General features: G+C 62.2%; 23 protein-coding genes. 10 read left to right on the top strand and 13 right to left on the bottom strand.

Annotated elements, in window-relative coordinates:
- The first annotated feature begins 61 nt into the window (after positions 1-61).
- The 3 genes from M1E16_RS04585 (at position 62) to M1E16_RS04575 (ending at position 3,220) form a co-directional block, all read left to right on the top strand.
- Complete coding sequence (locus M1E16_RS04585) at positions 62-949, top strand: nitrilase family protein (protein WP_305496660.1); 888 nt, start codon at positions 62-64, stop codon at positions 947-949.
- A 13-nt stretch (positions 950-962) separates the two neighbouring features.
- Entirely contained in the window at positions 963-2,159 is a 1,197-nt protein-coding gene (locus tag M1E16_RS04580; protein WP_458129310.1) for a hypothetical protein, read from the top strand.
- 74 nt (positions 2,160-2,233) lie between these two features.
- Positions 2,234-3,220 (top strand): asparaginase, encoded by a 987-nt coding sequence (locus M1E16_RS04575; protein ID WP_458129309.1) that lies wholly within the window; start codon positions 2,234-2,236, stop codon positions 3,218-3,220.
- 83 nt (positions 3,221-3,303) lie between these two features.
- On the opposite strand, the gene zapE is transcribed toward M1E16_RS04575, so the two are convergent.
- From zapE to M1E16_RS04560, 3 genes are all read right to left on the bottom strand, one after another.
- Positions 3,304-4,398 carry a cell division protein ZapE gene (zapE, locus tag M1E16_RS04570; protein WP_305496664.1) on the bottom strand — a complete coding sequence of 365 codons (1,095 nt, stop codon included), beginning with the start codon at positions 4,396-4,398 and terminating at the stop codon, positions 3,304-3,306.
- 100 nt (positions 4,399-4,498) lie between these two features.
- Complete coding sequence (locus M1E16_RS04565) at positions 4,499-5,854, bottom strand: tryptophan--tRNA ligase (RefSeq protein WP_434625969.1); 1,356 nt, start codon at positions 5,852-5,854, stop codon at positions 4,499-4,501.
- A 24-nt stretch (positions 5,855-5,878) separates the two neighbouring features.
- A complete protein-coding gene (locus tag M1E16_RS04560) occupies positions 5,879-6,508 on the bottom strand; it encodes an alpha/beta hydrolase (RefSeq protein WP_458130281.1) in 630 nt (209 codons plus the stop codon).
- Positions 6,509-6,656: 148 nt separating this feature from the next.
- Between M1E16_RS04560 and M1E16_RS04555 the strand changes: the two genes are divergently transcribed.
- The gene (locus tag M1E16_RS04555) at positions 6,657-7,094 is read left to right on the top strand and encodes a Z-ring associated ZapG family protein (protein ID WP_305496666.1); all 438 of its coding nucleotides are present in this window, start codon (positions 6,657-6,659) and stop codon (positions 7,092-7,094) included.
- A 255-nt stretch (positions 7,095-7,349) separates the two neighbouring features.
- On the opposite strand, the gene M1E16_RS04550 is transcribed toward M1E16_RS04555, so the two are convergent.
- The 8 genes from M1E16_RS04550 to ehuR all read right to left on the bottom strand — a co-directional run bounded on the left by M1E16_RS04550 (position 7,350) and on the right by ehuR (position 16,968).
- Positions 7,350-8,735, bottom strand: coding sequence for an aminotransferase (locus M1E16_RS04550; RefSeq protein ID WP_458129308.1), 1,386 nt, complete (start codon positions 8,733-8,735; stop codon positions 7,350-7,352).
- Positions 8,732-10,219, bottom strand: coding sequence for an NAD-dependent succinate-semialdehyde dehydrogenase (locus M1E16_RS04545; protein ID WP_458129307.1), 1,488 nt, complete (start codon positions 10,217-10,219; stop codon positions 8,732-8,734). The genes M1E16_RS04550 and M1E16_RS04545 overlap by 4 nt, the downstream gene beginning before the upstream one ends.
- A 130-nt stretch (positions 10,220-10,349) precedes the next feature.
- Positions 10,350-10,829 (bottom strand): Lrp/AsnC family transcriptional regulator, encoded by a 480-nt coding sequence (locus M1E16_RS04540; protein ID WP_305496671.1) that lies wholly within the window; start codon positions 10,827-10,829, stop codon positions 10,350-10,352.
- A 174-nt stretch (positions 10,830-11,003) separates the two neighbouring features.
- Complete coding sequence (gene doeB, locus M1E16_RS04535; RefSeq protein ID WP_458129306.1) at positions 11,004-12,005, bottom strand: N(2)-acetyl-L-2,4-diaminobutanoate deacetylase DoeB; 1,002 nt, start codon at positions 12,003-12,005, stop codon at positions 11,004-11,006.
- A gap of 3 nt (positions 12,006-12,008) precedes the next feature.
- Positions 12,009-13,199 (bottom strand): ectoine hydrolase DoeA, encoded by a 1,191-nt coding sequence (doeA, locus tag M1E16_RS04530; RefSeq protein WP_458129305.1) that lies wholly within the window; start codon positions 13,197-13,199, stop codon positions 12,009-12,011.
- A 41-nt stretch (positions 13,200-13,240) separates the two neighbouring features.
- The gene (locus M1E16_RS04525) at positions 13,241-14,227 is read right to left on the bottom strand and encodes a cyclodeaminase (RefSeq protein ID WP_434625980.1); all 987 of its coding nucleotides are present in this window, start codon (positions 14,225-14,227) and stop codon (positions 13,241-13,243) included.
- Positions 14,228-14,249: 22 nt separating this feature from the next.
- The gene (eutB, locus tag M1E16_RS04520; protein ID WP_458129304.1) at positions 14,250-15,221 is read right to left on the bottom strand and encodes a hydroxyectoine utilization dehydratase EutB; all 972 of its coding nucleotides are present in this window, start codon (positions 15,219-15,221) and stop codon (positions 14,250-14,252) included.
- Between the two features lie 352 nt (positions 15,222-15,573).
- Positions 15,574-16,968: a MocR-like ectoine utilization transcription factor EhuR gene (ehuR, locus tag M1E16_RS04515; RefSeq protein WP_434625984.1), complete on the bottom strand. Its 1,395-nt coding sequence runs from the start codon at positions 16,966-16,968 to the stop codon at positions 15,574-15,576.
- A gap of 288 nt (positions 16,969-17,256) precedes the next feature.
- Here ehuR and ehuB point away from each other — a divergent pair, with 288 nt between their 5' ends.
- From ehuB to ehuA, 4 genes are all read left to right on the top strand, one after another.
- Positions 17,257-18,114 carry an ectoine/hydroxyectoine ABC transporter substrate-binding protein EhuB gene (gene ehuB, locus M1E16_RS04510; RefSeq protein ID WP_305496678.1) on the top strand — a complete coding sequence of 286 codons (858 nt, stop codon included), beginning with the start codon at positions 17,257-17,259 and terminating at the stop codon, positions 18,112-18,114.
- A 78-nt stretch (positions 18,115-18,192) separates the two neighbouring features.
- Positions 18,193-18,852, top strand: coding sequence for an ectoine/hydroxyectoine ABC transporter permease subunit EhuC (gene ehuC, locus M1E16_RS04505; protein ID WP_434625989.1), 660 nt, complete (start codon positions 18,193-18,195; stop codon positions 18,850-18,852).
- The gene (ehuD, locus tag M1E16_RS04500) at positions 18,849-19,505 is read left to right on the top strand and encodes an ectoine/hydroxyectoine ABC transporter permease subunit EhuD (protein ID WP_434695796.1); all 657 of its coding nucleotides are present in this window, start codon (positions 18,849-18,851) and stop codon (positions 19,503-19,505) included. Before ehuC ends, ehuD begins: the two co-directional genes overlap by 4 nt.
- The gene (gene ehuA, locus M1E16_RS04495; RefSeq protein ID WP_434695797.1) at positions 19,505-20,374 is read left to right on the top strand and encodes an ectoine/hydroxyectoine ABC transporter ATP-binding protein EhuA; all 870 of its coding nucleotides are present in this window, start codon (positions 19,505-19,507) and stop codon (positions 20,372-20,374) included. The genes ehuD and ehuA overlap by 1 nt, the downstream gene beginning before the upstream one ends.
- Positions 20,375-20,585: 211 nt before the next feature.
- On the opposite strand, the gene M1E16_RS04490 is transcribed toward ehuA, so the two are convergent.
- Together M1E16_RS04490 and M1E16_RS04485 are read right to left on the bottom strand one after the other, a co-directional pair.
- Positions 20,586-21,320 (bottom strand): OmpA family lipoprotein, encoded by a 735-nt coding sequence (locus tag M1E16_RS04490; protein WP_018604257.1) that lies wholly within the window; start codon positions 21,318-21,320, stop codon positions 20,586-20,588.
- A gap of 153 nt (positions 21,321-21,473) precedes the next feature.
- Positions 21,474-22,649, bottom strand: coding sequence for an acetylornithine/succinylornithine family transaminase (locus M1E16_RS04485; RefSeq protein WP_458129303.1), 1,176 nt, complete (start codon positions 22,647-22,649; stop codon positions 21,474-21,476).
- A 98-nt stretch (positions 22,650-22,747) separates the two neighbouring features.
- On the opposite strand from M1E16_RS04485, the gene M1E16_RS04480 reads away from it, so the two are divergent.
- Together M1E16_RS04480 and M1E16_RS04475 are read left to right on the top strand one after the other, a co-directional pair.
- A complete protein-coding gene (locus M1E16_RS04480; RefSeq protein ID WP_458129302.1) occupies positions 22,748-23,650 on the top strand; it encodes a LysR family transcriptional regulator in 903 nt (300 codons plus the stop codon).
- A gap of 273 nt (positions 23,651-23,923) precedes the next feature.
- Entirely contained in the window at positions 23,924-24,937 is a 1,014-nt protein-coding gene (locus M1E16_RS04475; protein WP_458129301.1) for a sensor domain-containing diguanylate cyclase, read from the top strand.
- Positions 24,938-24,984: the final 47 nt, after the last annotated feature.

Raw genomic sequence — 24,984 nt, 5'->3', positions numbered from 1 at the left:
TTTCGCCTCTTATAAACACGCCATTAAACAGCGTGAATAAAAATAAAAAGAGGTTTCTTGAATGAGCGAGCCAACCAGTCCTGTCCGCGTAGCGGTTGTGCAATTCGACCCTCAGGTCGGCGTAAGGAATCATGAGCAGAACCTGCATCACAGCCTTGCGCTGGCGTTGGAGGCGGTAAACGGCGGAGCGAATCTCATCGTTCTGCCCGAGCTGTCAAATACCGGTTATTTTTTCAGCAACCGACAGGATGCGTTCGAACACTCCGAATTGGTCCCCAACGGGCCGAGCGTGCAGGCCTGGAAGGACTTCGCCCGCCAGCACAAGATTTACCTGGTGGCCGGCTTGACAGAGCGCGAGGGCATGCGGCTTTTCAACACCGGTGTTCTGTTGGGGCCAGACGGTTTTATTGGCAAGTACCGAAAAGCCCATTTGTGGAACCTGGAGAAACTCTGGTTCACACCAGGGGACCTGGGTTTTCCAGTGTTCGAAACCCCGATAGGCCGCATCGGAATGCTGATCTGCTGGGACATCTGGTTTCCGGAAGTGCCGCGAATCCTGACCCAGCAAGGCGCGGACATCATCTGCAGCCTGAATAACTGGGTCTGGACGCCCCCACCGCTGTTTGATGACGCAGGCAAGTGCATGGCGTCATACCTGACCATGACGGCGGCACACGTCAATAACGTGTTCATTGCAGCGGCAAGCCGCATCGGCGAAGAACGCGGTGCCCGCTATCTGGGCTGCTCGCTGATCGCGGGTACTAACGGTTGGCCGATTGGCGCGGTGGCCTCCGCCGACCAGCAGGAAGTGCTGTTCGCCGACATCGACCTGACCAGTTCCCGTAGCGCCGCCATCTGGAACAACCTGAACGACCTGCACCGTGATCGGCGTTCGGATCTCTACGATCCGATGCTTGGTTATACCCAGCACCCTCTCCTGCCGCGCTGAGGGGGTTTATCCAATGGAATCCACAAACGAAAAACGTCAACGCCGGCATACCGCTCGTTCACCGCTGGATCTTGCAGTGATCCTGTTGATGCTCGGCGCGCTGTCGCTGGTCTTCTGGCTTTCTTTCATGAGCCTCGCCTCCTGGCCCGACTACGGCCACATGGTGTCGAATTTGCCACAGCCAACCTCATGGCTACGCTGGGTGGTGGGAGACATCAGCGAAGTCGCCTTTTACAAGCATGAATTTGCATCCATCGGACTGCTGGCGGGGGCATACCTGGCATACCGGGCCAATGAAACGGGAAAGGCCTGGCAAGGTTTTTCCATCTGCTACGGCAGCGGCCTGTGGCCGTGGGTCGTCGCCAGCTCACTGCTTGGGCTCCTGCTCAGCAACCTGTTATGGGGCTGGACCGTTACGGCCACCGCCTGGCAACCGACCTTTGCCGCATTCGTTTCATTGCCGGCGGCGATGGTGCTGATGTTTGGCGGTGGCTGGAAAGTGGCGATCAATGGCGCAGTCATGGGTGCAGCGCTGGTCACCCCGGCGTGCTTGTTGCTGGTCAATTACGTCTGCAATCCACTGGGTTTGCCGGCAGTGATCGGCAACGTTTCGGGGATGGCTGTCGCCAGCGTCATGGCATTCCTGCTCTGTCGTTATGTGCCAAGCCTGGTGAGCTCGCAGGTCTCAATGAAACCATCCGAAACGCCATCAAGGCCCACGCCCAGCCGTGCACCCGACTACGGTGTCGTCTGGAGCCTGCGCCGAGTCTTGGCGGATTTCTCCGAAGCGCCGTTCTTCGGCAATGAGTGGGCCAGCCTTGGGCTCATATCGGGCGCCTTGCTGGCCTATGCCTTGAACCCGATGAGCCCGGTCTACGGCTCGGGCTTGCTGCCGCAACTGATCGGTGCGCAAGCGCTGACCTCGGCCTTGGGCGTGATGATCTGGCGTCGACAGTGGAGGTTGCGAGGCTGGTATCCCACCTATATCCCGCTGGTATCGGTCGTGCCTGCCGCGGTTCTGACCTACGGCGGCAGTTGGCCGGTGATTGTCTCCAGCGCCTTGCTAGGTGCACTTGTGGCGCCACCGCTGGCGTGTGCGATTGCCAAAAGGCTACCCACCGACATGCACGGTTTCATTGCGAATGTCCTGTCCATGGCCATCAGTACCTTGCTCATCATTCCGCTTATCGGACGCCTGATAACCAACTGAGCCGCCCCCTTCCACGGCTGCATCTCGACCGGTAGGCGGTTGCAGCCATTTATTACAAGCAAGCGAGGTATCACATGGACTTGCCCAACCTGAGCATCGCTTCACTCGGCGGCACCGTGAGCATGCAGGCCCGGGTCTTCGGAGAAGGAGTGGTCCCGACCGTCAGCGGCGCAACTCTGCTGGCTTCGGTACCCGAATTGAGAACCCTGGCCCGCGTCACTGTCGAAACGCTCCAACTGTTGCCCAGCGCCTCATTGAGTTTCGAGCATTTATTGAGTGTCCTGCGCTGGGCGAACACTCAGATCGAGCTAGGTGCGGTGGCGGTTGTCCTCACTCAGGGCACCGACACGCTGGAGGAATCCGCCGCATTTTTCGATCTCTTGTGGGACCACGACGAACCTCTGGTGCTTACTGGAGCGATGCGTTCCGCAGCCCAGACAGGCGCCGACGGACCGGGCAATCTGCTGGATGCCTGCCAGGTCGGCCTCGCCGAGAGCAGTTGGCGACGTGGTGTTCAGGTGGTCATGAACGGGCAGATTCATTCGGCGCAGGCGGTTCGCAAAACCGATTCGATGGCACTGCAGGCTTTTTCTTCGCCCGTCGTAGGCCCGGCAGGCCTGTTACTGGAAGGTGACGTTCACTATTTCCATCCTCAACGCCAGCGCCACGTCTTGCCGTTGCCACAGCGCTCGACGCACAAGGTTGCGCTATTACAAGCGTCGCTGTCTGCCGACAGCCTGTTGCTGGAAAACATTCTCGCGCTGGGTTACGACGGGCTGGTGATCGCCGGTTTCGGTGCTGGGCACATTTCTGAAACCTGGGCTGGAAAAATTGACGCCATTGCCAGAAAAATCCCGGTCATTGTTGCGACTCGCTGCGATTGCGGCCCAACGGCTCGCTCGACTTACGGCTTCAAGGGCGGCGAGATGGATCTGGTTAAAAGAGGTGCTTCGATGGCCGGTTTTGTCTGCCCACGAAAATCGAGGATTCTCTTGTGGCTGCTGCTCGGTTGCCAGCGACAAGATGACCTGGCTCGCTATCTGAGGCTTTTGCAGTATTGAGGTTGCCTAGACGGATCGGCGGGGGCTGCTGCGCAGCCCAGCGGGAGCAAGCTCCCTCGCCACGGGTTTGTGCTGCAGTTGTATTACGGTTTATGCGCCCGCGACAGGAATTCGTGGGATTGCATCTCCAGCAGGCGACTGAGGGTCCGCTGGAATTCGAAGTTCAGGCGACCGCCGGTATAGAGGTCCTTGAGCTCGACTTCAGCCGAGATGATCAGCTTCACGTTGCGGTCGTAGAATTCGTCGACCATGTTGATGAAACGGCGGGCGATGTCATCGGTGGTGACGCTCATCTGCTCGACGCCGCTGAGCAGCACGGCATGGAAGATCTTGCCCAGCTCGATGTAGTCGTTCTGGCTGCGGGGGCCGTCGCACAGTTCACGGAAGTCGAACCAGGCCACGTCGTCGCAGGTGCGGATCGCACGGATTTCGCGGTTCTCGATGATCAATACATCGTTTTCAACCGCCTGGGTGCATTCCGGCGTCAGGGCGCGGAAGCTCTTGCGCAGGCTTTCTTCAGCGGCGGCATCCAGCGGGAAATGGAACAGCTCCGCTTGTTCGAGGTGACGCAGGCGATAGTCCACGCCGCTGTCGACGTTGACGATTTCGGTGTGCTCCTTGATCAGCTTGATCGCCGGCAGGAAGCGCGCCCGTTGCAGACCGTCCTTGTACAGGCCGTCGGGGACGATGTTCGAGGTGGCGACCAGGGTCACGCCGTTCTTGAACAGTTCTTCCATCAGCGTGCCAAGGATCATGGCGTCGGTGATGTCGGAAACGAAAAACTCATCGAAGCAGATCACCCGCGTCTCGGCGGCGAAGCGCTTGGCGATGAGGGTCAGCGGGTTCTTTTCGCCACCCAGGGTCTTCATTTCCTCGTGCACACGCTTCATGAAGCGGTGAAAGTGCGTCCGGGTCTTTTCCTTGAAGGGCAACGCTTCGAAGAAGGTGTCCACCAGGTAAGTCTTGCCACGGCCGACGCCACCCCAGAAGTACAGGCCCTTGACCGGTGTCTGGTCTTTTTTGCCGAACAGTTTGCCCAACAAGCCCGGCTTGTTGTTCGACGCGGCAACCAGGTCGTCGTACAGGCGCTGCAAATGCCGCACGGCCGTTTCCTGGGCTGCGTCGTGGAAGAATTCCGGGCGTTTCAGATCAGCTTGATATCGTTCTAGGGGCGTCATATTCGTTAGCAAGGCAACAAAAACGGGCCGTCACTGTAGCGATGGCCCAGAGGAATGGCAATCGGCCCTTATTCGGGCCGATGGTCGGGAACGCCTTCAATCAATCCTGGGCAGGCGTCAGTGCCACGCGCAACGCATCGATGGCCGCGTCTCGGGCGCTACTGTCGGCAAAGGCCGGGCTGTGGGCCACGCATTCGCCGTCGAGCCAGACGCTGAAACTCAGTTCATCGCTGCGCACGTCCAAGGGCTGGCCGGATTGCAATTGCTTGGTCACCTGGCCAGCGGTCTTGCCATCGGCGAAGTTGTTCGAAAGCAACAACTGCTCGCCATCGGCAGAAAGCAGGCGGAAGCGGAAACTGCCGTCATCGTCGCGGAAGCTGACGAAGCGCGCAGCCTTGGCCGCTTTCTTTTTGGTCTGCGTTGCCACTTGCACCTGGCTGACGAAGGACCGCAGGCCAACTGCCTCGCGCAGTTCATTGAGAAACGGCGTTGCTACGGCCCGGGCTTTTTTCGCGCCCAGTTGCAGGATGTCTTCAAGGTCCGCCGGGCGTTCGATCAACTGGTGGTACCGCTCGCGCGCTTCACCCAATTGGTCGTCGAGCAGTTGGAACAGACGACTCTTCGCCTCGCCCCAACCCAGGCCTTGCAGCAGTTCGCTACGGAACGCGGCGGACTGCTCGGCAGTGGCGAAGGCCTGGAACAGCGTGAACAGGTGCGAGTTGTCCGGGTCCTTGGCTTCGCCCGGCGCGCGCGAGTCGGTGACGATCCGCGAGATCGCGTCCTTCATGTCCTTGGCGCTGCTGAACAACGGAATGGTGTTGTCGTAGCTCTTGGACATCTTGCGGCCATCGAGGCCCGGCAGCGTGGCGACGCTTTCCTCGATCAGCGCCTCGGGCATGGTGAAGAACTCCTTGCCCTTGCCGAACAGGTGGTTGAAGCGCTGACCGATGTCCCGCGCCATTTCCACGTGCTGGATCTGGTCGCGACCGACCGGCACCTTGTGGGCGTTGAACATCAGGATGTCGGCCGCCATGAGGATCGGGTAACTGTAGAGGCCCATGGTGACGCCGGCGTCCGGGTCTTCGCCGGTCTCGACGTTCTTGTCCACCGACGCCTTGTAGGCGTGGGCACGGTTGAGCAGGCCCTTGGCGGCGACGCAGGTCAGCAGCCAGGTCAGTTCCGGGATTTCGGGGATATCGGACTGGCGATAGAACGTCACGCGGTCCACATCCAGGCCACCGGCCAGCCAGGTCGCGGCGATTTCCAGGCGCGAGCGCTGGATGCGCAGCGGGTCATCACATTTGATCAGGGCGTGGTAATCGGCCAGGAAATAGAACGAATCGGCATTGCTTTCGCGGCTGGCGAGGATCGCCGGACGGATGGCGCCGGCGTAGTTGCCCAGGTGCGGGGTGCCGGTGGTGGTGATGCCGGTCAGGATACGGGTACGAGTCGTCATGGGTTATCGCTTGTCAGACTGCTGTCAATTCGAGAGGCGCGGCAGGAGCAGATCCTTGAGATCAGTCAGCTTGCCATGAAAAAAGTGTCCGCATTCTGCCACTTTCAGCAGCTCATGGGGGCGCTGGAGCGCGTCGGACCATGTGTAGACAAGTTGGGGATCGACCACTTCGTCGGTTTCCGGCTGGATCACGGTCAATTCCCCGCTGGTCGGCAGGGGCGCTTGTGCATCCAGGCGCATTACCGCCGGAGCAACCATGAACAGGTGCTTGAGCGCCTGGCCTTGGGCTTCCAGGCGTCCGCCAAGGGTGGCGGCGACGAAGCCGCCGAAGGAAAAACCAAACAGGGTCAGGGGCAGGTCCGGATATTTTTCCAGCAACCAGGCGGCCGCGGCCTGGGCATCGTCCACTTCGCCGGTGCCCATGTCATGGCTGCCGGCACTGGCGCCGACGCCGCGATAATTGAAACGCAACGTAACCAGGCCAGCGTCGCGGGCGGTGCGCTGCAGGATCGAGACCACTTTGTTGAGCATGGTCCCGCCCTGTACCGGGTTGGGGTGGCAGATCAGCGCCAGGCCACGGGGCGCTTCGCTGTCCAGGTACAAGGCTTCCAGTTGGCCGACCGGGCCATCGATGACTACAGGGGTTTCGCGCATAAGCAAGGGAAAGAACTCCGTGACCCCGAATAGGGTCGACTCGTCTAGCTAAAAGTCTGTGCCTGGCATGATTGCGATGTTCTTCGCGGTATACAGCGCAGGTCCGAGCCGTTAACGTAAAGCAAAGCCGTTTATAGAGGAAGGACTCGTGGAACACTCGCTCTTAGTTTGGCTGTTGCCGACTCTTGCCCTGGTTGCCGGTGTCGCCATTGGTTTCCTGATTGCCCGACTGCTGCCTAACGCGGTGCCCAACAGCACCCAACGTCAGCTCGACGACATCCAGGAACGTTTCGACAGTTACCAGAATGAAGTGGTAACCCACTTCAACAGCACCGCTTCCCTGGTGAAAAAGCTCACCCAGAGCTACCAGGAAGTCCAGGATCATCTGTCCGAGGGCGCCAACCGCCTGGCCCTGGACGAGCAGACGCGCCAGCGCCTGCTGGCCGCCCTGCAAGCCGACACGGCGCAGACGCCACGGGAGCGCCTGACCCCGCCCAAAGGGATCCAGGAACCGCCACGGGACTACGCCCCCAAGGCCCCGAACTCCCCGGGGATGCTGGATGAGCATTACGGTTTGAAGAAGTAATTTCCAGCAACACCAAAAAGCCCGCCCGATCGCATGATCGGGCGGGCTTTTTATTGCTACCAATTTCCCCTATTCAATTTTGGTCACCTGTGGCGAGGGAGCTTGCTCCCGCTGGGTCGCGAAGCGGCCCTTATAGCAGCGAACTCGATTTTCCTGGCACACCGAGTTGCCTGGTTTTGGGGCCGCTTCGCAGCCCAGCGGGAGCAAGCTCCCTCGCCACGGGATACAGGGGCCCTGAAGAATTATTCACTCAGCTCAAACCAACACCTCACCCGCCACCTGGTCGATGGCCCCTTTGGTGATGTCGACGATCAGGTCGGCATCTTCGCGGGTCAGGATCAGCGGCGGAGCGAAGCCCAGGATGTCGCCGTGGGGCATGGCGCGGGCGATCATTCCGCGTTCCAGGCAGGCGGCCGAGACCTTGGGGCCGACCTTGAGTGCCGGGTCGAACGCCGTACGCTGTTCACGATCGGCCATGAACTCCACCGCCGCCAGCATGCCGTCACCGCGCACTTCGCCCACCAACGGATGGCCTTCGAGGGTTTCGCGCAAACGCCGGTTGAGGTAACCACCGACGTCTTCGGCGTTGGCCATGAGGTTTTCCCTTTCGAGGATATCCAGGTTGGCCAGGGCCGCCGCCGCGCAGATCGGGTGTCCGGAGTAAGTCCAGCCATGGCCCATCGCACCTTCGGCCTGGGAGGCTTTTTCGATCACGCTCCAGACCTTTTCACCGATGATCACCGCCGACAACGGCGCGTAGGCGCTGGTCAGTCCCTTGGCCGTGGTGATCAGGTCCGGCTGCATGCCATAGCGCTGGCTGCCCATCTTCGAACCCAGGCGACCAAACGCGCAGACCACCTCATCGGCGATCAACAGCACGTCGTATCTGTTCAGCACGGCCTGGATCGCAGCCCAATAACCGGCGGGCGGAACGATGATGCCACCGGTGCCCATCACCGGTTCGCCGATGAACGCCGCCACCGTGTCCGGGCCCTCGGCGAGGATCATTTTTTCCAGTTCATCGGCGCAATAACGCACGAACGTTGCTTCGTCCATGCCCGCCGGGGCCTTGCGATACCAGTGCGGACACACGGTGTGCTTGACCCCTTCGGCCGGCAGGTCGAAATGCTGGTGGAACGCCGGCAGCCCGGTCAGGCTGCCGGTCATGATGCCCGAGCCATGGTAGCCACGATCACGGGAGATGATTTTTTTCTTCTGCGGCCGGCCGAGTACGTTGTTGTAGTAACGCACCAGTTTGATCTGGGTTTCGTTGGCATCGGAGCCGGACAGCCCGTAATAGACCTTCTTCATCCCCGTCGGCGCCCAGTCCATGATGCGGCTGGACAGTTCGATGATCGCCTCGCTCGAATGACCGACATAGGTGTGGTAGTAGGCCAGTTCCTTGGCCTGTTTGTAGATGGCATCGGCCACTTCGGTACGGCCATAACCAATGTTCACGCAATAGAGCCCGGCGAAAGCGTCGATGAAATCACGCCCCTCGTGATCGCGTATGCGAATGCCCGACGCGCTCTTGATGATGCGCCCCTTGAGCGCCCCGCTGGCGTGGTCGTGGGCGTGGGTCGAGGGGTGCATGAAATGCGCACGGTCTTGTTCGAACAGCGTGTTGAGTTCTTGGCTCATGCGGGCTCTCCTGGGAATTGGCCTTGATGGTGCAGGCAAAAGTATTTGGTTTCGACGAAGGGCTCGAAGCCCTCGGTGCCGCCCTCGCGGCCGAGGCCCGAGGCTTTCATGCCGCCGAATGGAATCGGATGACCGGTGAACTTGACGCCGTTGACGGCGACCATGGCGTGATCGAGACGACGGATCAGTGGATAAATGACATCCAGGCGATTGGAGCAAATATAGGCGGCCAGTCCGTATTCGGTGTCGTTGGCCAGTTCGATGGCTTCGTCCAGGGTGTCGAACGGCATCACCCCGGCGATGGGCGCGAAGTTCTCTTCACGGTAGATGCGCATTTTTGGCGTGACGTCGGCCAGCACGGTCGGTTGGTAGAACAACCCGCCCAGAGCATGGGCCTCGCCACCGGCCAGGCGTTGGGCGCCAAGGGCCAGCGCATCGGCGACGCGGTCGGCGGTCGCATCGAGCGCCGCCTGATGCATCAACGGCCCGACATCCACCGCCTGCTCCTGTTGATCAACCAGCGCCGGCCCGACCCGCAAGGCGCGCACCGCGGCGGCGAAACGACTGAGAAACGCCTGATACACCGGGCGCTGCACCAGGATCCGGTTGGCCGCGCAGCAATCCTGACCCGAGGTCTGGAATTTCGCCTCGACAGCGACTTTGACTGCCAAGGCCAGGTCGGCATCGGCGCAGACAATGAACGGCGCATTGCCGCCCAGCTCCAGCGCGACCTTTTTCACGTCATGGGCCGCTGCTTGCAGCACCAGTTTGCCGACCCGGGTCGAGCCGGTGAAACTCACCGAACGCACGCGGCGGTCCTTGACCAGGGTCTCCATGGTCATCTGCGGCTCGCCCAATACCACGTTGAAGACGCCGGCAGGAAAGCCCGCTTCCTCGGCCAGTTGCGCCAGGGCCAACGCCGAGTAAGGCGTTTCATGGGCCGGCTTGACCACCACGGTGCATCCGGCCGCCAGCGCGGCAGCGGCCTTGCGGGTGATCATCGCCGAGGGGAAGTTCCAGGGTGTGAGCAGCGCGCAGACGCCCACTGGTTCCTTGACCGTGCCCAAATGAGCGTTCGGGATATGGCTGGGAATGTTCTGGCCGTAGAGGCGCCGGGCCTCCTCGGCGAACCACGGGATGAAACTTGCGGCATAGGCGATTTCGCCACGGGACTCTGCCAGCGGCTTGCCCTGCTCCAGGCTGAGAATTCGCGCGAGGTCTTCGCTGTGCTCGCTGATCAACGCCGCCCAGCGCCGCAGCATCGCGCCGCGAATCTCCAGGCTCTGCTCGCGCCATGCGGGGTACGCGCGATGCGCCGCGTCCACCGCCGCAACGATCTGAGGTTGATCGAGCATCGGCACATGGCCGATAACCGTGCGGGTTGCTGGATTCTGCACCGCGATGCTCTGGCCGCTGTCGCTGTGGACCCAATGGCCATCGATGTAGCAAAGCGCTTTGAACAGCAGCGGGTGTTGATAAGGCATGACGTTCACTCCAGACCGTTTGCGTGAATCCATGCTAGGGCTGCTGCGCTTTTGTTATCGGCTGTTTGCACCGGCCCGGACCTTGGTTTTTTTCTGGAAATACCCTGCCGGAAAATGTTTTCTGCGGTGTTCAGGATGACGGTGTGAGCTCCGCCGGCAAGGCGCCGACGGTCTTGATGGTCTTGGTGACGATGTAGGTGAAGTAGCGTTCGATGCCGAGGTCCTCAAGCAACAGTTGATCAACGAAGCGCTGATACGAATCGACGTCCGGCGCCTGGATCATCGCCAGGTAATCCACACCGCCGCCGGTGGCGTAGCAGAACACCACTTCGGGCGCGGCGAGCAGGCGTTGCTCGAAACGGCGCATGTCCTGGGCGGTGTGCCGGGCCAGGGTGATTTCCACCAGTACCTGCTGGCGCTTGAACACCGCGCCCCAATCGATCTGCGCCCGGTAGCCGATGATCAGCCCCGCCGCCTCGAGTTTGCGCACCCGCTCCCAGGCCGGGGTCACTGAAAGGTTGATCGCCTCGGCGAGGCTCGACTTGGTGATCCGCCCGTCCTCGGCGAGGATCTGCAGGATTTTCAGGTCGTAGCGATCGAGCTTGTGCATGGGCCGGGCTCTCCAGGCAAATCAGAAAATCATACCGTCCCCTGTGGCGAGGGAGCTTGCTCCCGCTCGGCTGCGAAGCAGTCGTCGCTTTTGGCCTGAAGATCAGGGCCGCTGCGCGCCCCAGCGGGAGCAAGCTCCCTCGCCACAGGGTGTGTACGTGTCAGTTGAGGGCTATCAAGCCAACACATCCGCGATCACCACCAGCGTATCGCCACACTGCACCAGCCCGGGAAAGTGCCGCGCCGCCAGCAGGCCGCCGCGGGCGGCGCGGTATTCAACCGGGGCGACGCCGCTGCGGGTGGCGTCGTGGATGCGCGCCACCACTTCTCCCTGGTTCACGCTTTCGCCGAGGTCGCGACACATTTCCAGCAAGCCGTCATGCTCGCTGGCGACGAAGCAACTGGCGTCCGGCATGTCGAGCATCACCGACGGCTGCAACTCGATCGCACCCCGCAGGATGCCGGCGTGGATCAACAGGTTGCGCACCCCGCGCTCGGCAGTCGCCACGCTGCGGGCGGTGGACGAACCGCCGCCGCCCAGTTCGGTAGTAACAAACACCTTGCCCTGGGACTCGGCCGCCGTGTCGTACATCGACCCGGCATCCAGCTCCAGCATGCGCATGCAATACGGCGCGTTGAACGCCAGCATCGCGGCCTCGCAACGCGCCTGTTGCTGTTTGTCCGGCAATACGTGGCAGGCGGCGAATGGCAGGAAATCCAGGGTTCGCCCACCGGAATGAATGTCCAGCACAAGGTCAGCCAACGGCAGCAGGGTGCGGTTGAAATAGTCGGCGATTTTCTCGGTGACGGTGCCGTCCGGCTTGCCGGGAAAACTGCGGTTCAGGTTGCCTTTGTCGATGGGCGAAGTCCGGCGTCCGGCACGGAACGCCGGGGTGTTCATGAACGGCACGATGATGATCCGCCCGCTGACGTCTTCGGCGCTCAACTGCTGGGCCAGTTTGCTCAGGGCCACCGGGCCTTCGTATTCGTCGCCGTGGTTGCCACCGCTGAGCAGCGCGGTCGGGCCGCTGCCGCGCTGGATCACGGTGATGGGGATCATTACCGCGCCCCAGGCCGAATCGTCCCGCGAATACGGCAACTTGAGAAAACCGTGCTGCACACCCTCGCGGCTGAAGTCGACCGTGGCGCTGATGGGATTGCTGGGCAATTCGCGCATGGCTCAATCCTTCACGAACAGTTGACGGGGCACGTTGCACAGCGTCTCGACGCCGGTCTCGGTGATCAGGATGCTCTCGGTGATTTCCAGGCCCCAATCGTCCATCCACAGCCCCGGCATGAAGTGGAAGGTCATGCCCGGCTGCAACACGCTGTTGTCGCCGGGGCGCAGGCTCATGGTGCGCTCGCCCCAATCCGGCGGATAACTGATGCCGATGGGGTAGCCGCAACGGCTGTCCTTGTGGATGCCGAACTTTTCCAGCACCTTGAAAAACGCCACGGCAATGTCGCCGGTGGTGTTGCCCGGCTTGGCCGCGTCCAGGCCGGCGGCGATGCCCTCGACCACGGCTTTTTCGCCGTCGAGGAAATGCTGCGGCGGCTTGCCCAGGTAAATGGTGCGCGACAGCGGGCAGTGGTAACGCTTGTAGCAGCCGGCGATTTCGAAGAAGGTGCCAGCGCCTTTTTCGAACGGTGAATCATCCCAGGTCAGGTGCGGTGCGCTGGCGTCGGCACCGGTGGGCAGCAGCGGCACGATAGCCGGGTAATCGCCGCCATGGCCGTCGGCCCCGAGGATGCCGCTGCTGTAGATCTCGGCCACCAGTTCGTTCTTGCGCATGCCCGGCTCGATGCGTTCAAGGATCCGGCTGTGCATGTTCTCGACGATGCGTGCGGCGATGCGCATGTAGGCGATTTCCTGCGGCGACTTGACCGCGCGCTGCCAGTTCACCAGGCCCACCGCGTCCACCAGCTTCGCCTCGGGCAGGTGCTTTTGCAGCGACAGGTACGCGGCGGCGCTGAAGTAGTAGTTGTCCATTTCCAAGCCGATGCTCAGCGCGCCCCAACCACGGGCAATGATCACCTCGCGGGACAGGTAGTCCATGGGATGACGCTCGCGAGACTGCACGTAAATGTCCGGGTAGCCGACGATGTTATCGGCCTGCATGAACACCGTGCGCTTCGCCCCGTTGGCATCCTGGCCACGCCCGAACCACACCGGCTCGCCGTCCAGCGCCAGCAGCACGCACTGGTGCACATAAAACGACCAACCGTCATAGCCGGTGAGCCAGGCCATGTTCGACGGATCGGTGACCAGCAACAGCTCCAGGCCCTGGACCTGCATCGCCGCGCGAACCTTTGCCAGGCGCTGGGCGTATTCCTCCCGCTGGAACGGAAGATTGACGACTATCTCTGACATCCACCTGCCCTCTGTTCAATGACACGAATAAACAAATCGATTCAACGACCGAACGCGAAACCCTTGCCTGCCGCCCTCGCCCGCTCGAACGCCAGATTGGCGATGGCGGTGTCCTGGGCGCCGGTGCCGGTCAGGTCGCAAAGCGTTACCTGCGTTGCATCGGAGCGCCCGGGCTGCTGGCCCGCCAGCACTTGCCCGAGTTCCATCAAATCGTCACGGACAAAGCCGGCCGCCAAGGCATGGTGCAGTTCGCCGAGCACGCGGGTCTGGCTGAGGCGATCGGCGACATAGCAGTCGACGGCTGCCAGGGCCTGTGGGGAAATTTCGTTCTTGTGCTCCGCGTCCGAGCCCATCGCGGTGATGTGCAGGCCAGGGTGCAAGTGGCGGGGCTCGATCAGCGGCTCGCGGCTGGGCGTGCAGGTGATCGCGATATCCACGCCCTCCAGGGCAGCGTCAATGGAGCTGCAGGGCGTGACGGCAAGTCCGCTGTCTCGGGCCAGTCCATCACTGAACGCCTTGGCCTTTTGCGCATCCCGCGCCCAGACCCGCACCTCGTCGATCGGCCGCACCAGGCGCAGCGCCTGAAGCTGCAACGCCGCCTGCTCGCCGGCCCCGATCAACGCCACGCTGCGGCTTTGCTCGCGAGACAGGCAACGCGCCGCCACCGCCCCGGCCGCGGCGGTGCGCACGGCGGTGAGGTAGCCATTGTCGAGCAGCAGCGCCTCCAGCAGACCGGTACGCGCCGAGAGCAGCATCATCATGCCGTTGAGGCTGGGCAGGCCGAGCTTGGGGTTGTCGAAGAAACCCGGACTGACCTTGATGGCGAAGCGCTCCAGGCCCGGCAGGTAAGCGGTCTTCACATCCACTTCGCCGTTGTGCTCGGGAATGTCCAGCCGCAGGATCGGCGGCATCGCCACGGCCGCGGTGGCCAGCAGTACGAAGGCCTGTTCGATGGCGTCGATGCTGGCCAGGTCGAGGGCCACGCAACTGCGCAGGTCGGCCTCGCTCAATAGGGTGACTTCACTCATGACAGGCTCCGTTAACGGGTTATCAGGCGTTGGCGCCGGCGATCACGCGGGCATGTTGTTCGGTGTCGACGTTGCGCCCGCTGACCACCACCACGATCGGTCCGCGCGGTTCGACCAGGCCGTCGAGCAACGCCGCGATGCCCACCACGGCGGCACCTTCGAGCACCAGGCGTTCGTGGTGATAGGCGTGGCGCAGGGCGTTGGCGATCGAAGCTTCCGAGAGCAGGTGCACGTCATCGGCCAACTGCCGGGTCATGGCGAAGGTGTAGCGGTTGTCCAGGCCGATGCCGCCGCCAAGAGAGTCCGCCAGGGTCGGCAGCTCTTCGACTTCCAGCGGCTGGCCGGCGGCGAGGCTGGCGTGCATCGCGGCGCCTCGCGCCATGCTGATGCCGTGGACTTGAATGGCTGGATTGGCGCTTTTCAGGGCCAGGCCCACACCGGCGAACAGGCCGCCGCCGGACAATGGCACCAGCACCTGGGCCACATCCGCTTGCTGTTCGAGGATCTCCAGGCCAAGGGTGCCCTGGCCGGCGATGATTGCGGGATGATCGAACGGCGGCAGGAAGGTCGCGCCCTGCTCGCGGGCGATGCGCTCGGCCTCGCGCTGGGCGTCGTCCTGGGACTGGCCGACAATGCACACCTCGGCGCCCAGATCGCGGATCGCCTGCACTTTGTTGGCCGGCACGAGGTTCGACAGGCAGACAATCGCCTTGACCCCTTGTTGCGATGCGGCATGGGCCAGTGCCCGACCATGGTTACCGGTCGAGGCCGTCACCACGCCTGACGCCTTCTGCCCCGGGCTGAGTTGCGCCACGGCATTGCTGGCGCCACGCAGCTTGAAGCTGCCGGTGATCTGCAGGGATTCCAGCTTGAGGTACACAGGCACGCCGATCAATCGCGACAGGCTGGCGGAGTACTCCATGGGCGTGCGCCGCACCAGCGACTCGATGCGCTGGCGAGCGAGGTAGATGTCCTGAAGCTGCAACCCTGTCATGACCGCGTCCCGAGCCGATGTGTTGAGCGCAGTCTAAGAGGGCCGGATTCTACTGATGAATGTACTAGGGCAATTTAGTGATGAAGTTCCAAAGTCACCACAGTTCCCTGTGGGAGCGAGCTTGCTCGCGATGAGGCCCTCACTTCCGACATCCCTGCTGACTGTCAAACCGCTATCGCGAGCAAGCTCGTTCCCACAGTTTGGACTGTGGCGTGCCCAGATTTAGAGGCTGCAGAAAATCCCCTTGTGGGAGCGAGCCTGCTCGCGAAAGCGGTCTACCCGTCACATCAATGCTGGATGTGCTGCCGCCTTCGCGAGCTGGCTCGCTCCCACGGGATTTTTGTTCGCGTTATCAAAAATCATGAATCTGCGGATACTGGTTGAAGATCTGCCGCATGCCGATCAGCGCGTGGCGCATTTCTTCATCGCTGCATTCGGCGCCAACGCAGACTCGCACCGCCCGTGGCCGCGGTGTGCCGCGCACGGTGAACGGGTCGGGGGACGTGACGGCGATGTGCTTGTGGCGCAGCGCCCGCACCAGGCTGTCGACTTCCCAGTGGGGCGGGATACCGATCCAGGCATTTAAGGCATGGGGATGCTGGGCCAAGACGTGCTCGCCCATGTACTCGGTGACCATCGCCTGGCGCCCGGCCAACAGGCGCCGTTGTAAATGCAACAACGAGTCGGCGCGCCCGTCGCGAATCCAGCGAGCGGCGATCTCCGAGACCATCGGCGTGGCCATCCAACTGTTCACCCGCAGGATGCTCTCGGTGCGCAGCGCCAGGCGCTTGGGCACCACCAGGTAGCCGATGCGCAAGCCCGTGAGCACTGACTTGGTCATGCTCGTGCAGTAGAACGACAGCTCCGGCAGGTAATGGCTGATGGGCGGCGCCCGGCGCTCGTCCAGCAACGGCCCGTAGACATCGTCTTCGATGATGTGCACGCCGAAGCGCCGGGCAATCTCGGCGATTTCCCGGCGGCGGGTGTCGGGCATCAGGCTGGTGGTGGGGTTATTGAGGTTGGGTGTACACACCAGCGCGGTGATGCGCTCGTTGCTGCACATGTCCTCGAAATGCTCGGGATCGATGCCGTGGCGGTCGGTGTCCAGGCCCTTGAGGGTGAAACCCAGCACCTGGGAATTGCCGATCACACCGTGGTCGGTCAGCCCTTCGCAGAGCACCACGTCGTCGGGACCGGCCAGGGAAGCCAGGGCAAGGAAGATGCCATGAGCCGCGCCGTTGGTAATCAGGACGTCGTTGCGATCGACCTTCAGCCCCTGCCGGCCGATCCATTGCGCCGCCGCTTCGCGATGGGATTCAAACCCCGCAATCGGACGAAACGCATGAATCCATGGCTGATCCTCTTCGGTGCTCAGCTCGGCGCAGGTGTCGCGCCAGAACTGATCATGCTCGCGAGTGTGCAGGATCCGCGTGATGGAAAAATCCACCAGCGCCCGCTCGGGGCTGTCGAGTATGTAAGTGGCGACCCGGTCGCTCATGCGCCGCGAAACGAAACTGCCGCGTCCTACTTCGCAACGCACCAGCCCCTGGCGCTCCAGTTCCTTGTAGGCGTTGGTGACGGTCTGCACGCTGATGCCCATGGCGTCGGCCACTTGTCGTTGCGGCGGCAGGCGCTGGTCGTTGGCGAGGATGCCCTGTTCGATGTCGTCGGCGATCGCCTGGACCAGAATCTTGTATTTGGATTCACCGCTGCGGGCGACGTCCAAGGCTGATTTCCACTTATCCATAACGCTGCGACCCGCCTGTGTACTGGTGCGCCCAGCATTGCTCGGGCTTCGCGGCAAAGCAATTGTCCTAGTGCAATACAATCGGCGCCGGGGCTTTTGTATGCTCGGTCCAAGGTCGTCATCCAGGCGGGCACACTGCCCCGACAAAAAGCCGGATCGACCTGTACCGGCGCTGTTACCGACTCAGGCCCCGCCCGGATCCGCCGCTGTACGCTTTGCTCTTGCCACACTGCCTCCTAACACAGAACCGTCCAGCGACGGATCCACAAGAAACAGGAGATTTTATCGATGAGCAATTTTCCAACCAGCAGCTGCACGCCCCTGCGCCGCCTCTTGTTGACGTGTGCCGCGCTCGGCCTGGCCGGCAGCGTTCAAGCGGCCACCCTGGATACCGTCAAAAGCAACAGCAGCATCCGCATCGGCTACGCCAACGAAACGCCGTTTGCGTTCACCGAAACCGACGGCAGCGTGACCGGCGAATCGCCGGAGATCGCCAAGATCATCTTCGCCAGGATGGGCATCAAGCAGGTCAATGGGGTGCTCACCGAATGGGGCTCGCTGATTCCGGGCCTGCGCGCCGGGCGTTTCGACGTGATTGCCGCCGGCATGTACATCACCCCGGCGCGGTGCAAGCAAGTGTTGTTCACCGACCCACAGTACCAGTTGCCCGACGCCCTGCTCGTGGCCAAGGGCAACCCGAAAAAGCTCCACAGCTACGAAGACATCGCCAAGCAACCGGACGTGAAGCTGGCAATCATGGCCGGTACGGTCAACCTCGCTTACGCCCGCGACTCGGGGGTCAAGGACGAACAGATCCTCCAGGTTCCCGACACTACGGCGCAACTGCAAGCGGTGCGCGCCGGTCGCGCCGATGCCGCCGTCGGCACACAACTGACCATGAAAGGCCTGGCCAGCAAGGGCGGCGACAAAGTCGAGGCGATGACCGAGTTCAAGGACGACCCGTCCCACATCGGCTACGGCGCCCTGGCCTTCCGGCCCGAGGACAAGGACCTGCGCGACGCGGTCAACGCCGAGTTGAAGAAGTGGCTGGGCTCGGAGGAACATCTCAAGGCCGTCGCACCATTCGGTTTCGACAAGTCCAACGTCACCAGCAAGACCGCGGCCGAGCTCTGCGCTCAGCCGTAATCGACACTGGCGTGCCGAAACGGGCATAACGCGTACGCGTGATGCCTGTTCCCAGCCTCATCGGATACGGGTTGAACCATGGGCGAATTACTTCCGTTATTGATTCAAGGGGCCTGGGTCACGCTCCAGGTGACATTCTTTGGCTCGTTGCTGGCGATTGTCGCCGCGGTGCTGGCGGCACTCGGACGGCTCTCGCCGTGGCGCGCGTTGCGCTGGTTTTCCATCACCTACATAGAGGTGTTTCGTGGCACCTCGCTGCTGGTGCAGCTGTTCTGGCTGTTCTTCGTGCTGCCACTGCCGCCGTTCAACATCGAGCTGAGTCCCTACGCCGTGGCGATTGTCGGCCTGGGGCTGCACATCGGCGCCTACGGGGCCGAGGTAATGCGTGGCGCGATCAGCTCGGTCGCCAAGGGGCAATACGAAGCCTGCACGGCGCTGAACTTCAGCAGCTATACGCGCTTCAAGCGAATCATCCTGCCCCAGGCCTTGCTGGCGGCCATTCCACCGGGCACAAACCTGCTGATCGAGTTGTTGAAAAATACCTCGCTGGTGTCGTTGATCACTTTGTCCGACCTGAGTTTCCGGGCACGCCAACTGGACCAGGCGACGTTCCAGACCCTGGAAATCTTCAGCCTGGCGCTGGTGATGTATTTCATCCTCGCCCAGGCCATCAACCTGGGCATGCGCCACGTCGAGCGTCGGCTGAGCCGGGGCCGGATGCGCGGAGGTCTGTCATGACGCTGTTCGATTGGTCCTACGCCGCACAAATCCTCCCGGACCTGCTGCGCGCGTCGCTCAACACCGTGGGCATTACCCTGATCGGTTTCCTGATCGCGATCGTGCTGGGGCTGTTCCTGGCGATTGGCCGGCGCAGCCGCAAGTTCTGGTTGTCGTGGCCGGCCACGGCGGTGATCGAGTTCATCCGCAGCACACCGTTGCTGATCCAGGTGTACTTCCTTTACTACGTGCTGCCCAACTACGGCCTGAGCCTGACGGCCATGCAGGTCGGCGTCCTCGGCATCGGCCTGCATTACGCCTGCTACATCGCCGAGGTCTACCGCAGTGGCCTCGACGCCGTGCCACGGGCGCAGTGGGAGGCGGTGACCGCGCTGAACATCGCGCCGTACGACGCCTACCGCAACATCATCCTGCCCCAGGCGCTGCGGCCGATCGTGCCGCCGCTGGGCAACTACCTGGTGGCGATGCTCAAGGACACGCCGGTGCTATCGGCGATCACCGTGGTGGAAATCATGCAACAGGCCAAGAACATCGGCTCCGAGCATTTCCGCTACCTGGAACCGATCACCCTGGTCGGCCTGTTCTTCCTTGCCCTGAGCCTTGCCCTGGCTTGGCTGGTACGGCGCCTTGAAACGCGCATGGAGCTACGCTAATGACTTTACCCCTGTCCACGCCCACCGATTTGTCCCGGCGCAGCACGCTGGCATCGCAGCAGGAGGCCCCGGCCATGCAGATTCCGACACCGTCCCGGCCGATTGTGAGTTTCCAGGACGTGACCAAAAGCTATGGCAGCTTCACCGTGCTCGATCATTTGAACCTGGATGTCGCGCCCGGTGAAAAGGTCGCGATCATCGGCCCCAGCGGCTCGGGCAAATCGACGCTGCTGCGGGTGCTGATGACGCTCGAAGGGATCGATCAGGGCCAGATCCGCATCGAGGACGATTCCCTGACCCACATGCCCAACCGCAGCGGCGTGCTGGTTCCGGCCAATGACCGGCACATCCGCCGGGTGCGTGGCAAGATCGGCATGGTGTTCCAGAGCTTCAACCTGTTTCCCCACATGACCGCGCTGCAAAATGTGATCGAGGCGCCAGTGCAGGTGCTGGGCATGAACCCCAAGGAAGCCCGGGAGCGCGCCGCCGACCTGCTGGAGCTGGTGGGCCTGGGCAACAAGCTCGACCATTACCCGTCGCAGTTGTCCGGCGGCCAGCAGCAGCGGGTGGCGATTGCCCGGGCGCTGGCGATGCGCCCCAAAGTGATGCTGTTCGATGAAGTGACCTCGGCGCTTGATCCGGAATTGTGCGGCGAGGTGCTGAACGTGATCCGCAAGCTGGGCGCCGAGCACAACCTGACGATGTTGATGGTGACCCACCAGATGGGCTTTGCCCGGGAATTCGCCGACCGGGTGTGCTTTTTCTACAAGGGGCAGATTCACGAACAAGGCACCCCGGCGCAGATTTTCGAGCACCCGCAGCAGGAGCGGACGTGCGCATTCTTGAGTGCGGTGAAAGAAGCGAATTAAGGGAGCACTTTGTGGCTAGGGAGCTTGCTCCCGCTGGCATGCGCAGCAGGCGCAAATCAGCCACCACGGTGTGCCAGGAAGGTTGAGGTGAATGGTCTGGGGGCTGCTGTGCAGCCCAGCGGGAGCAAGCTCCCTCGCCACAAAGGCCCAGGCGCCGGTCACAAAAAAAGGGCCATGTTTCCATGGCCCCCTTTCAGTTAACGTCCAGCGGTTATGGATATTGCTGGTAAGTCTGCCCCTGCTGCTGCGGCGCCTGGTACTGCTGGCCAGGAATGGCCTTGAGGTTGACCTCGACGCGACGGTTTTGCGCACGGCCGTTGACGTCGGCGTTGCTTGCCACCGGGTTGTCCGGGCCGGCGCCACGGGCCGAGAGGTTGGCGCCGCTGACACCTTGGGACGTCAAGTAGGTCGCCACGCTCTGCGCGCGACGCTGGGACAGGTCCATGTTGTGCTGGCGGCTGCCGGTGCTGTCGGTGTAGCCGACAATCTCGATCTGGTTCTGGTTGAACTCCTTGAGGGAATTGGCCAGATTGTTCAGCGGCTGGTAGAAGCTCGATGCGATGTTCGCCGAGTCGGTGGCGAAGGTGATGTTGCCCGGCATGATCAGCTTGATCTGGTCGCCCTGGCGCTGCACCTCAACGCCGGTATTGGCCATGCTGGCGCGCAATTTCTTTTCCTGCTGGTCCGCGTAGTAACCGTAGCCGGCCGCGGAGGCCCCAACCACCGCCGCGCCGATCAACGCACCCTTGCCCCGGTTGTCGTGGCCGATGGCCGCACCGGCCAATGCCCCGGCCAGGGCGCCGAGGCCGCCATACTTGGCGGTTTTGCTCATGCCCGAAGATTCGGTAGAGGCCTGGCCCTGGTTGTCATAGGGGTTGGGCGACGCACAGCCGGACAACAGGGCCACGGCAGTAGCGACAACGATCAAGCGACGCGAGGTGAACATGAAGATGCTCCTGGGTTTTCAGTCTGAGTGCCAAAGTGTAGGCAATCGACTCTGGCTGGCGTTGGAACGCGACAATCGTCAAAAATTCCGTCCCGTCGCGCTGCGCTTCGCCCGGACCGATCACCATGAGTCATCGGCCCGGACGAGGTAGCCTCACGCCTGCGCCAGGCAGCGGCTCACCCCTCTGACGATCATCTCGACTTCCCGCCCGTCGATCGTCAACGGCGGCAACAGGCGAATGGTCTTGCCCCGGGTGACGTTGATCAGCAAACCATGATCCCGGGCGGCACAGAGGGTCAGGTCGCGCACCGGTTGCTTGAGTTCGATGCCGATCATCAAGCCTTGGCCCCGAATCTCCAGGACATTCGGGTTGTCCGCCAACTCAGCCCGCAACCGGCTGAGCAATTGCTCGCCCTGACGTCTGGCGTTCTCCAGCAGGCCTTGCTCCTCGATGATGTCCAGCACGGTGCAGCCGACCCGACAAGCCAGAGGATTGCCGCCGAACGTGCTGCCGTGGCTGCCGGGGGTGAACAGTCCGGCGGCCTTGCCGCGCGCCAGGCAGGCACCGATGGGCACGCCGTTGCCGAGGCCTTTGGCGAGGGTCATCACGTCCGGCACGATGCCCTCGTGCTGGAACGCGAACCACTGCCCGGTGCGGCCGATGCCGGTCTGGATCTCGTCGAGCATCAATAACCAGGCGCGCCGGCTGCACAAATCCCGCAGAGCGTTCAGGTAACCCGGTGGCGCGAGTTGTACGCCACTTTCGCCTTGGATTGGCTCTACCAGGATCGCAACGATGCGCTCGCCGTGGGCTTGCTGGACTTTTTCCAATGCGCCGAGATCGCCGAACGGCACCTTGATGAAGTCCCCCGGCAATCGATTGAAGCCCAGCCGCACCGAGGGCCCGTCGCTGGCGGACATCGTGCCCAGGGTGCGCCCATGGAAAGCGTTGTCCATCACCACGACCAAGGGCTGTTCGACGCCTTTGTGCCAGCCATGCAGGCGGGCCAGCTTCAATGCGGTTTCATTCGCCTCGGCGCCGGAGTTGTTGAAAAACGCCCGCTCCATCCCCGAGAGCTGGGTGAGTCTGTGGGCCAACCGCTGCTGCCAGTCGATGCTGTACAGGTTGGACGTGTGCAGCAGCAGGCCGGCCTGTTCACTGATGGCTGCCACCAGCCGCGGATGCGAATGACCCACGTTGGTCACTGCCACGCCCGCCACCGCATCAAGGTATTCGCGACCATCCTGATCCCACAGGCGCGTACCCAAGCCATGGGTGAAGTTCAGCGCCAAGGGCTGGTAAGTGCTCATCAGGCAGGCGGCAGTCATGACATCTAGCTCCATCGGGTGGTTTTTTCCAGTATGGTTAGCCACTCTCGCTGGATAAACCCCGCTTTACTTCATTCATTTAAAAGCAGAGCTTGATAATGGACTTGTTCCAGGCAATGACCGTTTACGTGAAAGTGGTGGAAACCGGAAGCCTGACCGCAGCGGCCCAGGCGTGCGAAATGTCCACGACCATGGTCGGCAGTCACCTCCGGGCGCTAGAACAACGCCTGGGTGTGCGCCTGATCAACCGTACGACGCGTCGTCAGCGCCTGACTGAATTCGGCTCGGCCTACTATCAGCGCTGCCTGGAAGTGATCGGGCTGGTTGCCGATTCCGAACGCCTGGCCGAGCAGACCCAAGGTGATCCCAGCGGCACCTTGCGCATCACCGCGCCGCTGACCTTCGGCACGGAGCGCCTCGCCCCGGCACTGGCCGAGTACAGCCAGCGTTATCCCCAGGTCAAGCTCGACGTTGTCTTGACCAACCAGCGTCTGGACCTGCTCGACCACGGCTTCGACGTCGCCATTCGCCTGGGCAGTCCCGACCCGAAGCTGATCGTTCGTCCCCTGATGGACTACACCCTGACCGTCTGCGCCTCCAAGGCCTACCTGGCACGGCGCGGCACGCCGCAAAAACCCGAAGACCTGCAACAGCATGACTGCCTGTCGTTTGCCTATTCCGCCGGAGACGAATGGCGTTTCGCCCAGGAGCACTGGCCCATCAACGGGCCGGACGGGGAGATCAAAGTGCCGGTGCGCGGGCCGATGCTGATCAACAGCTCGTCGGGCCTGCACCGCGCCGCCCTGGCCGGCATGGGCGTGGTGATGCTGCCGGACGCGCTGGTGGCGCAGGATCTGGAGGATGGACACTTGGTGGCGCTGTTGCAGAACTATCAACTGCCCCACCGGCCGATGAGCCTGATGTACGCCCAGGATCGCTATCGTTTGCCGAAGCTGCGCAGTTTCGTCGAGTTTGCGCTGCAAAAGTGGAGCAAACCCTGAAGTAATAAATCTTCTCGTGGCGAGGGAGCTTGCTCCCGCTGGCCTGCGCAGCAGGCCCAATGCCGTGTGTCAGTGCAATCAGGACGAATAATCCAGGGGGCTGCTGCGCAACCCAGCGGGAGCAAGCTCCCTCGCCACGGTGGGGCTACCCTGCGGCCGCGTATGCGCCGGCGAGTCCCATCAACCATGCCTCCCGCTAGTGGCGCCCCGCCCCATCGGCTACTCTTAACCCCTGGAAAGCATTTTGATATCAGGGCTGATTGAGGGAACGATATGGACGACGCCTCGAAGATCGATTTGCTGCGGTTCGATTTGTCCGATCTGGACGAAAACGTGCTGCACACCATCATGGAACTGGTCAGCGATGGCATCTGGGACTGGAACGCCAACACCGGCTTCGTCTATCGAAATCCCGGCTGGTACACGATGCTCGGCTACACGCCTCACTCCCTGAGCAATACCGTGCTGACCTGGGAGAGTGTGATCCACCCGGAAGATTATCCCTACGTAATGGCGTTATTCGACGATTACCTCGAACAACGCGCCCCTAAGTACCAGGCCGAATACCGCTGCCGCGCCTATGACGGCTCCTATATCTGGATCGAAGACCGCGGCTACGTGATCGCCCGCAATCCCGATGGCAGCGTCGCCCGCATGATCGGTGCCCATCGCAGCATCGATGACAAGAAGCGTCTGTTCGAACAACTTGAACGGCGCAACAAGTCCCTCGAAGCCATCATCGAAGAACGCACCCGCGAACTGTCCCGGGTCAACGAGCAGTTGCAAATCCAGCTCGAGGAAAACCGCAGGCTCGCCGAAACCGACGCCCTCACGCTGGTCGCCAACCGTTATCGCCTGGAACAGGCGCTACCATTGGCCTGTGAACGTACGCAGCGCTTTCGCGAGCCGTTGTCGCTGATTGCCATGGATGTCGACGACTTCAAGGACATCAACGATCGCTACGGCCATGCCTTCGGCGACGCGGCGCTGGTGCAAGTGGTACAGGCGGTCAAGCGCTGCGAGCGCGACGGCGACCTGCTGGTACGCTGGGGCGGCGATGAATTCATCATGATCTTGCCCAACACGTCCAAGGCCGATGCAGTCCTGTTGGCCGAAACCATTCGCCGAGGCTTGTCCGACCTGCTGCCGGTGGGCGATTTCCAGATCACCATGAGTTTTGGCGTGGTGCAACGCCGCGAAGACGAACCGCAAGCAGCGCTACTGGATCGGGCTGACCAGGCACTGTATCGCTCCAAGATGGCTGGCAAGAATGTGATCTGTGATTGAACGGGCAGTGCCCGATTGGATCCTCGGGGCGTGGCGGTGGTCATAGG

The sequence above is a fragment of the Pseudomonas sp. Z2-11 genome, assembly GCF_054161305.1.
Note: the sequence above shows the minus strand (reverse complement) of the source record. Positions and strands in the feature narration are given on the sequence as shown.

Bases quoted from the DNA above. Each gene is read 5' to 3' on its own strand.
- M1E16_RS04560 (WP_458130281.1), bottom strand. From the start codon at position 6,508: ATGCGCGAAACCCCTGTAGTCATCGATGGCCCGGTCGGCCAACTGGAA.
- eutB (WP_458129304.1), bottom strand. From the start codon at position 15,221: ATGACAGGGTTGCAGCTTCAGGACATCTACCTCGCTCGCCAGCGCATC.
- doeB (WP_458129306.1), bottom strand. From the start codon at position 12,005: ATGCGCGAATTGCCCAGCAATCCCATCAGCGCCACGGTCGACTTCAGC.
- M1E16_RS04485 (WP_458129303.1), bottom strand. From the start codon at position 22,649: ATGACTGCCGCCTGCCTGATGAGCACTTACCAGCCCTTGGCGCTGAAC.
- ehuD (WP_434695796.1), top strand. From the start codon at position 18,849: ATGACGCTGTTCGATTGGTCCTACGCCGCACAAATCCTCCCGGACCTG.
- M1E16_RS04540 (WP_305496671.1), bottom strand. From the start codon at position 10,829: ATGCACAAGCTCGATCGCTACGACCTGAAAATCCTGCAGATCCTCGCC.
- ehuC (WP_434625989.1), top strand. From the start codon at position 18,193: ATGGGCGAATTACTTCCGTTATTGATTCAAGGGGCCTGGGTCACGCTC.
- M1E16_RS04480 (WP_458129302.1), top strand. From the start codon at position 22,748: ATGGACTTGTTCCAGGCAATGACCGTTTACGTGAAAGTGGTGGAAACC.
- M1E16_RS04565 (WP_434625969.1), bottom strand. From the start codon at position 5,854: ATGACGACTCGTACCCGTATCCTGACCGGCATCACCACCACCGGCACC.
- M1E16_RS04575 (WP_458129309.1), top strand. From the start codon at position 2,234: ATGGACTTGCCCAACCTGAGCATCGCTTCACTCGGCGGCACCGTGAGC.
- M1E16_RS04475 (WP_458129301.1), top strand. From the start codon at position 23,924: ATGGACGACGCCTCGAAGATCGATTTGCTGCGGTTCGATTTGTCCGAT.
- M1E16_RS04585 (WP_305496660.1), top strand. From the start codon at position 62: ATGAGCGAGCCAACCAGTCCTGTCCGCGTAGCGGTTGTGCAATTCGAC.
- ehuR (WP_434625984.1), bottom strand. From the start codon at position 16,968: ATGGATAAGTGGAAATCAGCCTTGGACGTCGCCCGCAGCGGTGAATCC.
- ehuA (WP_434695797.1), top strand. From the start codon at position 19,505: ATGACTTTACCCCTGTCCACGCCCACCGATTTGTCCCGGCGCAGCACG.
- M1E16_RS04525 (WP_434625980.1), bottom strand. From the start codon at position 14,227: ATGAGTGAAGTCACCCTATTGAGCGAGGCCGACCTGCGCAGTTGCGTG.
- M1E16_RS04545 (WP_458129307.1), bottom strand. From the start codon at position 10,219: ATGCCTTATCAACACCCGCTGCTGTTCAAAGCGCTTTGCTACATCGAT.
- M1E16_RS04490 (WP_018604257.1), bottom strand. From the start codon at position 21,320: ATGTTCACCTCGCGTCGCTTGATCGTTGTCGCTACTGCCGTGGCCCTG.
- doeA (WP_458129305.1), bottom strand. From the start codon at position 13,199: ATGTCAGAGATAGTCGTCAATCTTCCGTTCCAGCGGGAGGAATACGCC.
- ehuB (WP_305496678.1), top strand. From the start codon at position 17,257: ATGAGCAATTTTCCAACCAGCAGCTGCACGCCCCTGCGCCGCCTCTTG.
- zapE (WP_305496664.1), bottom strand. From the start codon at position 4,398: ATGACGCCCCTAGAACGATATCAAGCTGATCTGAAACGCCCGGAATTC.
- M1E16_RS04580 (WP_458129310.1), top strand. From the start codon at position 963: ATGGAATCCACAAACGAAAAACGTCAACGCCGGCATACCGCTCGTTCA.
- M1E16_RS04550 (WP_458129308.1), bottom strand. From the start codon at position 8,735: ATGAGCCAAGAACTCAACACGCTGTTCGAACAAGACCGTGCGCATTTC.